Origin of the sequence: Tolypothrix sp. VBCCA 56010 (assembly GCF_050875635.1) — a bacterium.
Classification (GTDB): domain Bacteria; phylum Cyanobacteriota; class Cyanobacteriia; order Cyanobacteriales; family Nostocaceae; genus Hassallia.
In genome coordinates this window covers 1-11,821 of record NZ_JBPAOH010000195.1, presented here as the reverse complement: position 1 = coordinate 11,821, position 11,821 = coordinate 1, and the positions used below count along the sequence as shown (strand labels likewise).

Sequence of the window (11,821 nt, the reverse complement as noted above, 5' to 3'; positions counted from 1 at the left end):
AAATTTCGCTCGAAAAAAGTTAAGCACAGAGGTACTGGAACAATAACCAATCCTCCTGTGTTTGTTATTTCAAGCACTGCATAGCCTTAACTGAACCGTATTGGGATATAGACCATCCAAATGAGTCCAGGGCATCCAGCTTTCGCAAAAGAGCTTCGGCTATTCCTTTGTTTTTTTCTGATAAATAATTAATAAATTCGGAAAGAATGATAATAAAAAAAATTATCAGTCGAGAGTAGTCATAGAAAATTTTAAAAAGGCTCAACACCCCAACAACAAAAACCACTAGTTTACAAATTAGTGCTGCTGAATAACGCTCTTTTGCTAGTTCAAAGTAAGCCCTACAGATAGCACGTATATCATGTTGTTCATTCATATCATCAACCATAAATAGGAAAATCACTACCGAATATTTTCCGCCATTCAGCAATCGCTTCTCTATGACGGGAATATTTCTCGTAGTACAACGCAAAGTCAGCCACCTGTAACTGCTGAATCATAAAATCCCTGATCTTAATTTTTACATCACGGGTAACGTTTGCATCTAAGTTACCTCCCAAGTTCTTTGGGTCTGGACATGAAGTCATCAAATAAGTCGGACATTGTTCAAAGAAATATCTTATGGCATTTGGATAGTCGGTAATCTCAGCCCAAAGACTACTAAATACTTTAATAACTAATGTTTCAAAATAATAGGAGCCTAAACGAGGCTTATAATAAGCACGGTTATTCCAATATTTTAATAGTCTCATCAAACCGAGAAACTTACCATTATGCTTGGAGTTAACAGCAGTAATATTACGGGCATCAATGCGGGGGTCTGTTCTAATCCAATTTCCATATCCATCTGGAATTAAGTAGTAATTAATGACACCATTATTACCCATAGGCACAGCAGGAACAATATCAAAAACCCAGGGATAAGACTTCAGATTCAAGACAACAGCCTGCATATTCTTCTTCAGGTCAGCTTTTTGATAATTACTAATCGAAAAAAGATGAAGTTTAATCCTGTTTATTACCCTGGTCGAATTTACATAACCAGTTTCATCAACAAATTGTAATAAATGAGAAGATGGCTCTGAAATGCCAAGCCGACAAGAAGAACCAATTGTCAGTTGATATTCATAAGTTCCATAACCGTTCATAAGCACTAAAACATCAATATCATCCAAAGGTCTTACTTTAGTTTTTCTGGCGAAAGAACCAAAAGGTACAAAACTTCTATTGCCGTTATATAAACGGGGGAAATCGGTGTTGTTATAAGCTAACCTTGTAATTTGGTCAAATAAGTAATCCCGGCTAACTCTTGCTTTATCTGTCGTATCCGTTGGCAAATCAACCATATTTTGACGAAAATCATTAAATGCACTCCAAACGGTAAATGGCATACTATATTCAAATGTTGAGTAACAAAGAGCGAAACTACAAAAAATAAATCAAACTATTTGATTACACACCCAATTTTGGGAAAATAATTTCCGGAATGGTTACTAACCGGAAATTATTTACCGAAGAAGAGCGATCCTATTTTATAAGGTTTATTTCTGCCCTGAATCAGGACACCATTCAACAACCCCCTGACGTACCCAAAAATGACATCGGCACTCATTAAGCTGCCGGACAGATGGGTGAAGTGTTGGTCGTCCCAACCAATCTATGGTTACTCCCCAGCAAGGATGGCGTTTTTGGTTTAAGGACAACAAGATACTTTCACCGCATCCCCCAGGACAGTGGAAACACGCCCATTTTTGATATTTGGCATCGCCAACCACCAAAATCTGTCCTGGTTTTATATCTTCAGGGGCAGGATGTGTTGGCACTGTATGAGCAAATAAGTCTGGCTTGCGAATGTAGCGCAGCCAGACCAATAGCTGCCGAATACTACTGCGAAGAAACATCGGTTATTCCACCTGATTGAGAAACGGCACAACATCCCCTCTACCCCACCATTGGACTCCGACACTTCCGCAAACCGGACAGTTGGGATTCGGGGTTGCTGCGGGTTTGCGATCGCTCATCAGATGGAATTTGCGAACCCTGTGCGCTGTACTGCCATCCTCACCACGAAATCCCTGAAGGCGGTGGACAAATTCTTGCATCGCCATAATTGCTACCTCCGTTGTAAATAAAACAACGGCAGGGCTAGGATTTCCTTCTCCAATGACGTAGGCTTCTGCCTTGCGTCGTTCGTACTCAGCAGGATTAGTGCGCTTTAACGCTTCATCCCGTGCAATAACAGGGTTGATAACTTCCCTACATAACAAGCAAGCATGTCCGGGAGCAGGAGCAAGTACCGTGACGCGACCATCTAAAGCTTGAAAATTGGGTGTTTCTCCTTGAGAAACCTCAATAGCCAAACCCATATCAAACACAGGGGTTGCGTAGTAGTAGGCAAACCGATTGAGCATCAAACGCCCCGCATGGTCATCGGTGCAACAAAAAACCACATCACAAGATTTTAAGGCATCGCGGCACTCCGCTTCCCCTATCCATGCTTGATAGGTTTTCACCCGAACACCAAGTCCAAGTTCCACCAGTGACCTTGCAACAGCTTCAATTTTGGGAGTCATGGCATCAGCATCTGGTTGACGCGCACCATGTAACCGATTTAGATTCGTATCCTCAACAATATCTCTGTCGAAAAGCGCAATGTTGCGAATACCCATCTTTGGCAGCAGCATTGCGATCGCACTTCCTGTACCGCCGCAACCAATGACCCCAACGCGCAGCATTGATAAATCTTGATTGAGGGCTTCCCCAAAAGCTAAAGCCTGTCGCTGGAATGCTGGAGGAGAAACCCCCAGCCCCCGGTTTGGATAATGCAAACGGATTGAATCACCGACAACTCGAATCATCCGCAGGGGAATAACTTCTTGGGGACTAACCCACAGGCGACCAACCAAATTTCCATCTGGTGTCAGGATTACACTTAGAAGTTGCGTGTCTGAACCGTTGCGGTTTTGTGCTAGCTGAATCAGGTCTGGTTCGTTAGTATCATCCTGGGTAGAAAATTCGTCATTACCTTCTGGGTGGCTGTGAACAAGGGCTGCCGTCAGATTTTTTGCTTGTGCAGCTTGCAGTGCCCAAACAAAAGAATCCGTTTTCCAGGTAATATGTTCAGCGGAGGAAGAGATAATTTCATCCTCTGGCACTGATATTACTTCACAGGAAATAAATTTATGGTGCGGTTGCCCGTCCCAAGGGTCGGCATCGATAACCGCCCGTCCGCACAAGATATAGGCTGCCCGCTCTTTACCGTCTGCGGTTAATAGTAATTTCCGCAGGTAGTTTAAGTGTTGCCCTTGTATCGTCAAGCTTGCAGTAGTCAAGCAGCCACCTCCAAGGCATTTTCAATCCGTTTGAGCATCGTCCATATTCCGTCAACACCCGGTCGCCACTCGTTGTTATGCCTCGACCATCGCTGCCATTTATGACCATTAAATTGGTGTGGTTGGTCGGCTGCCTTTGGATATTTTGCACCCTGTACTAGCTTTACCCACGGTAAAAGATAAAACATATCAGGTGGTGCGTCTGGGTATCCACTCGGCAACAGAATTAAGATGTCTGCACGTTCGGTATCAAAACGACTAGGCGGTAGCTGAAACTCTCGCAGAATGATACCTTTTTGGCTGACATCTACCACCTCTTCAAAGCCCAAACCTCTGTTTTCAAGGTATTGGCGGTCGTTTAAGGGTAAAAAGCTCATTACTTAACCCTCTGTTGTAGTTTTTTTACCAGTGAAGAATCGCTCGACCCCTGGTGCTTGTAAATCGACAGATTCGTTATCAGCAATTGGGCGGTCTTCTGCACCATGTACTTCCAGCCACACTCCATAGGATTTAGGGTCAACACCTGCAAGTTCCTTCAGCTTTAACCCTGTGATAATTGGCGCTCCCCACTCAAATCGCCGACCGTCGATAACAAAACGGAAGGAGCGATCACTCTTGCAAGTAATGAATCGCTCGATACCAGGCGCTCTCAGGTCAACGGTTTCATCCGTGATTTCTTCTAACTGACCGTTATGTAGCACTTGGAAGATGAGGTACTCATCCACAGGTCTCTTGCTTGCTTCATCAAGCAGTTGCCCTCCCGTAATCACGGGGTCGTGTACTTTGTAACTTCGGTCGTCAATCCGCACTACGTAGCGTTGTGCCAGCGGCGGCTGGGTAGCCCCATGCTGCTTAACCCACGCTTCCAGTTCAATTTCCTCAACCACAATATTGTTCGTCATAATTTTGTTGCAAAAGTGACTTACAATTTCACACGTGAAATTTTCTCCATTATATTGCACACATGATTTAAAATTGCAAGAGTGAAATTGGAGATGAAATGGCAAAAGGACAGTTTGATGTTGAAGCTTTTTATGCAGCATTGGACAGCCAACGGCTGTCTAAGCGTATGACCTGGAAACAAGTTGCCGAAAAATCTGGTGTTAGTGCGTCCACCTTGACTCGGATCGCGCAAGGTAGACGACCAGATGTAGACAGTATGGCGGCTTTGTTAGCATGGTCGGGGCTAAAAGCAGACTCCTTCATCAGGTGCGAACAGGATACTCAAACCGAATCCGATCCACTCGCTAAAATTACGGCGTATCTGCGTGCAGACCCCCATCTAACGCCGGAAGCTGCATCTGCAATGGAAGCGGTCATCAAAGCTGCTTATGAAAAACTTCGCAAAGATAAACAAGATGACATTGCGCTGTGATTTAAAGAAGGAGGCAAATGCTTATGCCGGGTAAACCATGCAAGCCAGATAAGCCGAAATTCCGTCGTGGTTTTAAGACGGAGGCAAATGCTTATGCTAAGGAATTTCGAGCGGAGCTTGGTCTACAACCACACGCTCCGTTATGTCCTTGGCAGCTTGCCGAACATTTAGCAATTCCTGTCGTTCCACTTTCTGAATTTCAAAATACAATTTCTGAAGCGGTTCGCTATCTAACAATACAAGATACAAAAAGTTTTTCTGCGGTAACGGTGTTTGATGGTAGACGAAGACTCATTGTGAATAATGATGCTCACGACCCTCTACGTCAGGCTTCAGATGTTTCTCACGAGTTAAGTCATGGCATCCTTCAGCATCCTCCAACCGAACCCTTTAATGAGTACGGATGCCGGAATTTAAATCAAGAATATGAAGATGAAGCAAACTGGTTAGGTCCGGCACTTTTGATTTCAGAGGAAGCTGCACTTCATATCGTTAAAACTGGAATGACAATAGATGAAGCTATTGAACATTACTGCGTTAGTAAGCAAGTCATCAAGATGCGTATTAATGTTACTGGAGCGCAAAAACGAATTTTATATCGTCGTAAAGCTAGTTAATACTATTTTAGATTTTGGATTGCAAAATAGGTCGTGACACAACAGGCGCATTCAGGGACATATTGTCAAGTTTTATAATGCAAACAGAGCTATGTGTGATTTATACAACGCAAATATCAATATTAAAAGAGTATAACCTAAAACTTTTATTTAAAATTTAAGTAACTCCTAATCTTTTCTTGTTATGTCTATTTGCTATGTATGTGGATGCACAATTAACAACAGCAATACTTATAGAGAACATATAATACTCAACTCAATAGGTGGAAAACTCATCTCGCCCTCGATTATTTGTAAACCATGTGCGCCAAGCTTTGATGTGATAGATGCAGCGCTATCATATCAATTAAACTTTATTGGTTTAATGCTCAATATTGAAAGAGATAGAGGCAAGAATCCACATATTAAAGCAACAATAATTGAAACAGGTGAAGATATATTTTTAAGTTCTGGAGGAAAACCTGTTCAAGTTAAGCCAACGATTAGAGAAAATCCCAGTGATGGCAGCATACATATTACAGCAAGAGATAAAAAGCAAATGCGAGACACTCTCAAAGGTCTCAAACGAAAATATCCTTTTATTCAAAATATTGAAGGGTTGATAAATAATGCTAAAAAAACAGAGAATTACTTTGATAAACTTGTTCACCATAGCCTAAATATAGGTGGAGAAGAAGTATTCCGATCCATCTGCAAAATGGTAGTTAATTTTTATATGCATAATAGTGGGCATCGAGAACAGATATTACATCTTATTCCTTATATAAAAGATGGTAAACAGCAAGATGTTGTGTGGTACTACTATTCAGATGATGTTCTGGATTTAAATAAAGAACCTATAGAAATATTACATCGCCTTGTTGTGAAAGCAAATTCAATTGAAAAATTAATGTATGGTTATGTTGAATTATTTAGTACATTTAAGTTTTTGGTTTTGATGTCAGATGACTATACTGGAGAAGATTTTCATCAGTTTTATTACTTTGATGTGTTAAGTCGAACTACAGTAGAATCACCGATAAATCTTAACTTATCGAGAGAAGCAGTTTTAAAGGTTTTAGAGCTTAAGAAAAACAAATTAGATGAATTGAAAGATGCATTAAACAGGCTGATGGCATTGATAAAGAAAAAACAGACTTATGATTGTATAAGTAATATAGCCCAAAAAAGTATTGACACTTCTTTTCAAAGTCTTAGAGAAGGCTCAGTTCCTAGCGATGAAATAATAAGAGCATTGATTGACAATTTATCTGAGGGATTTGCTAAATTTCTGTACTCGCAGAGTCGATTTCATCAAGAATATCCCAAAAATAAAAATATAGAGTAGCTGTAATATCGTTTCCTGAAATGCGTAATACAAATTCTTTTTTAGAAACGCTATATATAGCGTCTCTACGTTTGGATTTGTTGCGCTATTAAAGTAATTTGGTATATAAGGTCGAGAGGTGCAGCAGTTATGGTCAAAGTGGGAAAGCCAGGGTTTATACATCTTCTTTTTGCCTAAGTATTGCTCAGAAATAAACCTGATCGAGCTTGAGTGGCAGCACCTGAAAAAAGATGAATTATCAGGGCAAATGTTTGATGATGAGTTAGACGCAAGCTTCATGCCGTCATTAACGGAATTCAAGCTAGAGGAAAGAAGGGGAACTACAGCACAGAACGTTTTAAATTTTACTCAAATCAAACTGGTTAAGATTCCGTTACACACTTACGATTTTTTCCACCGACTTACTTAACTTAAATGCAAATATTGACTGTGAACATCACTCTACTGACCATTTCTTTTAATGCAAATTTATCCAGTTGGTTATTTTTTTTTCGCTGCTGTTAATTAAGTCGTTACTTTTTTGCTAATAAATTCGATTTAGAAAAGTGTGCCATCACAGATCCATGCCAGATCCACGAACGAGCCATTGCAGATCCATTACAGTGACAATGTTGATCCAATAGAGATACATTTGTCTGACATACGTATTGTAAGTATAATTTTTATTTGCAACAACAAGTGACTATTGACAAATATTATGTCATGAGAGATCCAATACAAATCCATGAGAGATCCATCACATATTCATCCAGCAGTTGATTCGAGTAGCCCAAAAAAACCTTTGGTGAGTAGCAAGCTATGTTGCTGTCCGGACATTTTTTCTGGGGAGAAAAAACGCACCCCCAGGTGCGGCAACTTTCCTTGCCCTCCTTTCACGGTTCCCCTACCTCAGTAGGTCAACCACCGTGACAGAGGGAGATGATACAAAAACAATCAAAATTACTTTGGTAGCGATCGCACTTCTGGCTTTGTGCTGCAATGCTTCTCACTCTCCAGCCTTTGATGGGTCAAAGGCGCGGAAGTACTCTGGGGAAGCACTGAGAAATATTTCTGAACACAATACCGCATCGGGACGCAGCCGGATTTTCTTTGAGTTTGGGTTGTCCTTATCCCGTCCCGGAAGTTGCGTAACCTCTGTCTAAATGAAGTATTCCCAAATCAGCCGCCTCCTCTATAATTGTGCGATCGCGCTGACAACCAACGCTTTCGCGCTCGTGCTATGACAACAACAATGGCAGCTCACCCGACAACTCCCAACAACCCCCGGAGGGCGAACGAACTTCTGTGTCACGAGCGAAGCGAGGGATGCACTTCTGCACCCCTACGGGGCACAGAAGTGTAGTGAGTACACAAGCATACTTGTAAGTACCCATGCACTACTATTGGAGTAGAGCTACCAAGAGGCGCGGCGCGCTCTTTTGGCGGTCTTGAATATAAGTCTTGACGTACACTTCATCGACATTAATGATGCATTAGTCATGCGTAGGTAGAACACAGATTGCGTAAAAATGCGGTGAAAATCAAGGGCTAAAAGCCAATTGTCGCAGATATTTTCAGGTCAATTGCTATTGACGCTTTATATACGCTTTATACAGGCAGTAGTAAGAAGCAATAGTTGAGGCGTATACGTGCAGCAATAGAACTACCGACGCATTTGCAAAGCTGTATTCTCTTGAAATTTGCCGCAGGTAGAAAACAAATTTATACATGATGTTAACCGTAGAAAACCTCTAACTTTTGCGACCCTTCGTTACTGCCTGCCACGTAACATCTGCAATAATAAAAGGTTGTTCTCTTCACACAGCTAAGGCAATGAAAATCGACGGTCACGGGATAGCCTTGGTATTGCCAGCAAGGATTTTTGGTGTATGAGCAAAAAAAAATTGGAGACAAACGGTCCATCTCGTTCGCGTTCATTTAAGCGTAAGCTCGCGCATATTTGTTTAACTTTCTTTCGCTTGACCCATACTATAGAGAGTTCAGCAAAATCACTCTTAGCACCCTTGCTTGAATAAATTGGTCAGCCGTCTCACGAGTGATCCGCGAAAAAATACGAGTTATTTCAACACACGGCTGACCAATTTATTTTTGCACAACCCCTTAATGCTCGAAACTGTCGGGTTGGGACAGCGAACCAATTATCATCCTGAAAATTTATCCGGTGGACAGAAACAACTATGTAGCGATCGCACGAGCTTTAGTGAGTCGGGAGCAGTTAGTTTTAGCTGATCGGTAAGCATAAGTAACGAAGCCTAACCGGGTTTAAGAAAAGCGCGCTTATCTACTTTCGGAGTGCTCAAAGCACCCTTAAATTACGGGTCAAAACATACCGTGTGTGTGTGAGGGCGATATTACATTGACAATATAGGCATTTTTAGAAGTTGAAACCCTGATTTTATCGTTAAGTAGCTACTCAATGATATTCAGAAGTCAACCGTCCCCAAAAATACTGTCCAAATCCTGTGACGAAGCTTTACCTTGAACCATTGAAGTTGGTCGCTGAGGCTGTTCAACTTCATGGTTAGTATCGGACTCTGGAGTTGTCTTGCCGTTATAGGCAACTGTCTTGGCATTCACCGTCACGCACTCTTGGGGTGTAACCTGTGGTAGCACAAACTGCGGTTGCTCCACAGACATAGCCAAACGCATATTACTAACCCAAGTTGCTAGTTATAAATTCAGGCGATCGCCAAGAGCACTTTAAGCAATAAAATCCCCTCCAGAGAGAAAACTTAGGAGGGGAATATGCTTAATGAAACAATTTCCATCTATGCTATCATTGACGACCTATTGAAAGCGATTGGACACCATGAAGACAGTCGTCGTCACATGAGTGATGCAGAAATTATTACAACGGCAGTAATCGCGGCAATGTTCTTTAAGGGTAACCTTAGCAATGCTTGCAACTATATGAAAGACCATAACTTGATACCGGATATGTTAGAAAAATCGCGATTTAATCGACGATTACACGGAATCTCGATGTTAATTAACGATCTATTTCATCAGATTGGGATGATACTAAAAGAAACTAGTGATTGTACGGAATATCTTTTAGATTCATTTCCTGTACCAATCTGTGACAACATTCGGATTTTTAATGTTAAGTTAATCAAGTCGGAGGAATATAGAGGTTATATTGCGTCGAAAAAGCGCTATTTTTACGGTGTTCGGGTTCAGTTATTAACAACCAAAAGTGGTATTCCAGTAGAATTTGTGTTTATGCCTGGTAGTGCAAGCGATGTACGTGCGCTATTCTGCACTACCGTTAAATCTGCCGCCTGGTAGTGAAGTTTATAGTGATTCAGCATATACCGATTATACTGCCGAAGATGACCTCGAACAAACAAGTCAAATCTCGTTGAAAGTGATACGGAAAAAGAATTCCAAGCGCCAAGACTCGCCGTGGAATCAATACATTAAACAATCTACTCGGCATTACATTGAAACCGTTTTTAGTAGTATCACTTGCGTTTTCCCTAAATCGATTCATGCAGTTACATATGAAGGGTTTTTACTGAAAGTCCAAGCATTTATTTTTGCATTCAGTCTCCAAAAAGCGTTTCTCTAAAAAGTTAATTTTAATACTTTTAGCAGAGTTGACAATCTTATGTTGGGTTGACTCTAAGTTACGGTTGAGCGTAGTGCAACCGTAACTTATCATGTGCGATCGCCTAAATCGACGGTTACCAAGCACCCAGAATTTGATAACCCGCAACTTGGGTTACTACCATGCTTGTTCAAAGAATCCTGCGACTCCCAACAAGCGAAACGCAATTGCTCGCTCGTATAATTGCCACTTACAAACCGCGCATACGGCAACAAAGCTGCCACCAAAATATCTTGCTTCTGTAGGCAGTTCGTAAGCACGAATTAGATGCCGTCCTAACTTTACCTCTATTTCCTGCCTTGCCTCTGACTGCTTGCCTAACTCTTCTACTACCTTTGCCAATCGGTCATCACTGGCATCTTTTTCCCCTATCGACCACCCCGTACTTAACTCTAAAATCTGTCGATGTGCCTGCACCCAGGATTCCACAGCACACAACCGATGGTCTGACTGAGTGATTATATATGTCAATAACAATACACTCAATTGACCGTAACTCATGCCTTTGTGGTTTCCGTGTAGTGGACGAAGTTTTTGGTCAATACATTTGGCTATCTCCATTTGTTTGAGCCATTCCACTACCACGGGAATATCATCAATTCTCTCGGAATTAATTTTTACCTGCTCTCCTCCCACCATACGCACCCCCCTCTCCAGATCATGTCTTATAAACTACCGGAAAATGGTGCTGCTATTGCCGATCGCCCTATTCCTCTCCCCTCAAGCCATTAATTCCTCTTTGACTCTAAAAATCAGCGAACGTACAGTAAGGAGTGAGAGAGAAGCCTATTGAACCTAGACAAGCTATAACCTCAAGTAGAGGACACATGTTGCTCAAGAATTAGGAAACCTGCGCCTCAACTCCAAAGCAGGTTGGATGACAGTCCTGCAACATGCAACCAGCATCAACATGATGCAGTTTGTTCCCCATCGATACCTGCTAAGAAGTATGTAGCTGGATGACAGCGCTAGGAGCTATCTAGGGTTCCTCAAAACTGCATAAGTTGCTTTTACTTGCACCTATATAAATAATTGGGTAGAACTAAAATTAAAAAAATAATTATCTACCTAAAGATAGATTTTTTGGATTTTTGACTTTCTTTCGAGAGATTTTAATAATCAGTTATGCCATAATTCTTTTCATTGCTCCATGAAATTCATGTGTGTCATGCCAAGAAAAGTATTAACAGAGCCAATCAAAAGACTGACAGTAGAGTTACCAGAAAGTGAATATAACTTATTAGAGAGTTATTGTTTAGAGAAACAAGAGTCTAAACGTCAAGTCATACGTTCTTTAATTCGTATTTTAAGTTCTATTGATGACAAGAAGAATTTCGTCATCAGCAGAACAGATAATTAGTCTGTTGAAAGCTGGTGGTGTTCAAGTTTTTACACAATGGCTCAATCATAGCGAATTGAGTAGTTGCAGTAAGTTCATGACAGAATCTTGCTTGCTTATACCATTTCTGCATGAAGCTGCGCTAAATTAAGAACAAGGGTGCGTTTGGTTTAAATGTGATGGGTTTAAGATTGCAAGTCGAGATTAAAGAAAGCCTTGAA

At 41.3% G+C, this 11,821-nt stretch carries 13 protein-coding genes and 3 pseudogenes; 7 read left to right on the top strand and 9 right to left on the bottom strand.

Annotation, left to right across the window (positions count from 1 at the left end; all coding sequences use genetic code 11):
• Positions 1–64: 64 nt before the first annotated feature.
• The 6 genes from AABK37_RS36800 to AABK37_RS36775 form a co-directional block, all read right to left on the bottom strand.
• Positions 65–388: a hypothetical protein gene (locus AABK37_RS36800; protein WP_432556394.1), complete on the bottom strand. Its 324-nt coding sequence runs from the start codon at positions 386–388 to the stop codon at positions 65–67.
• Entirely contained in the window at positions 381–1,391 is a 1,011-nt protein-coding gene (locus AABK37_RS36795; protein WP_432556393.1) for a hypothetical protein, read from the bottom strand. The genes AABK37_RS36800 and AABK37_RS36795 overlap by 8 nt, the downstream gene beginning before the upstream one ends.
• A gap of 150 nt (positions 1,392–1,541) precedes the next feature.
• On the bottom strand, positions 1,542–1,901 hold the full coding sequence (locus AABK37_RS36790; RefSeq protein ID WP_432556392.1) for a DUF6527 family protein: 360 nt from the start codon (positions 1,899–1,901) through the stop codon (positions 1,542–1,544).
• Positions 1,902–1,904: 3 nt separating this feature from the next.
• Positions 1,905–3,332 carry a ThiF family adenylyltransferase gene (locus AABK37_RS36785; protein WP_432556391.1) on the bottom strand — a complete coding sequence of 476 codons (1,428 nt, stop codon included), beginning with the start codon at positions 3,330–3,332 and terminating at the stop codon, positions 1,905–1,907.
• Positions 3,329–3,709 carry an E2/UBC family protein gene (locus AABK37_RS36780; RefSeq protein ID WP_432556390.1) on the bottom strand — a complete coding sequence of 127 codons (381 nt, stop codon included), beginning with the start codon at positions 3,707–3,709 and terminating at the stop codon, positions 3,329–3,331. Before AABK37_RS36780 ends, AABK37_RS36785 begins: the two co-directional genes overlap by 4 nt.
• Positions 3,710–3,712: 3 nt before the next feature.
• Entirely contained in the window at positions 3,713–4,234 is a 522-nt protein-coding gene (locus tag AABK37_RS36775) for a multiubiquitin domain-containing protein (RefSeq protein ID WP_432556389.1), read from the bottom strand.
• A 98-nt stretch (positions 4,235–4,332) separates the two neighbouring features.
• Here AABK37_RS36775 and AABK37_RS36770 point away from each other — a divergent pair, with 98 nt between their 5' ends.
• The 4 genes from AABK37_RS36770 (at position 4,333) to AABK37_RS36755 (ending at position 7,060) form a co-directional block, all read left to right on the top strand.
• A complete protein-coding gene (locus AABK37_RS36770; RefSeq protein ID WP_432556388.1) occupies positions 4,333–4,707 on the top strand; it encodes a helix-turn-helix domain-containing protein in 375 nt (124 codons plus the stop codon).
• 23 nt (positions 4,708–4,730) lie between these two features.
• A complete protein-coding gene (locus AABK37_RS36765; protein ID WP_432556387.1) occupies positions 4,731–5,324 on the top strand; it encodes an ImmA/IrrE family metallo-endopeptidase in 594 nt (197 codons plus the stop codon).
• A 184-nt stretch (positions 5,325–5,508) separates the two neighbouring features.
• Positions 5,509–6,651, top strand: a complete 1,143-nt coding sequence (locus AABK37_RS36760) for an HNH endonuclease (protein WP_432556386.1) — start codon at positions 5,509–5,511, stop codon at positions 6,649–6,651.
• A gap of 118 nt (positions 6,652–6,769) precedes the next feature.
• Complete coding sequence (locus tag AABK37_RS36755; protein ID WP_432556385.1) at positions 6,770–7,060, top strand: transposase; 291 nt, start codon at positions 6,770–6,772, stop codon at positions 7,058–7,060.
• A gap of 335 nt (positions 7,061–7,395) precedes the next feature.
• On the opposite strand, the gene AABK37_RS36750 is transcribed toward AABK37_RS36755, so the two are convergent.
• Positions 7,396–7,527, bottom strand: coding sequence for a hypothetical protein (locus AABK37_RS36750; protein WP_432556384.1), 132 nt, complete (start codon positions 7,525–7,527; stop codon positions 7,396–7,398).
• 29 nt (positions 7,528–7,556) lie between these two features.
• Here AABK37_RS36750 and AABK37_RS36745 point away from each other — a divergent pair, with 29 nt between their 5' ends.
• Positions 7,557–7,793, top strand: a complete 237-nt coding sequence (locus AABK37_RS36745) for a hypothetical protein (protein ID WP_432556383.1) — start codon at positions 7,557–7,559, stop codon at positions 7,791–7,793.
• A gap of 961 nt (positions 7,794–8,754) precedes the next feature.
• A pseudogene (locus AABK37_RS36740) lies at positions 8,755–8,881 on the top strand (ATP-binding cassette domain-containing protein); the annotation flags it as partial.
• A 200-nt stretch (positions 8,882–9,081) separates the two neighbouring features.
• Here AABK37_RS36740 and AABK37_RS36735 read toward each other — a convergent pair.
• Positions 9,082–9,288 (bottom strand): hypothetical protein, encoded by a 207-nt coding sequence (locus tag AABK37_RS36735; RefSeq protein WP_432556382.1) that lies wholly within the window; start codon positions 9,286–9,288, stop codon positions 9,082–9,084.
• A gap of 108 nt (positions 9,289–9,396) precedes the next feature.
• Here AABK37_RS36735 and AABK37_RS36730 point away from each other — a divergent pair.
• Positions 9,397–10,222 (top strand): annotated as a pseudogene (locus AABK37_RS36730) (IS982 family transposase).
• 279 nt (positions 10,223–10,501) lie between these two features.
• On the opposite strand, the pseudogene AABK37_RS36725 reads toward AABK37_RS36730, so the two are convergent.
• Positions 10,502–10,900: pseudogene (locus AABK37_RS36725) on the bottom strand (DUF4277 domain-containing protein); the annotation flags it as partial.
• Positions 10,901–11,821: the final 921 nt, after the last annotated feature.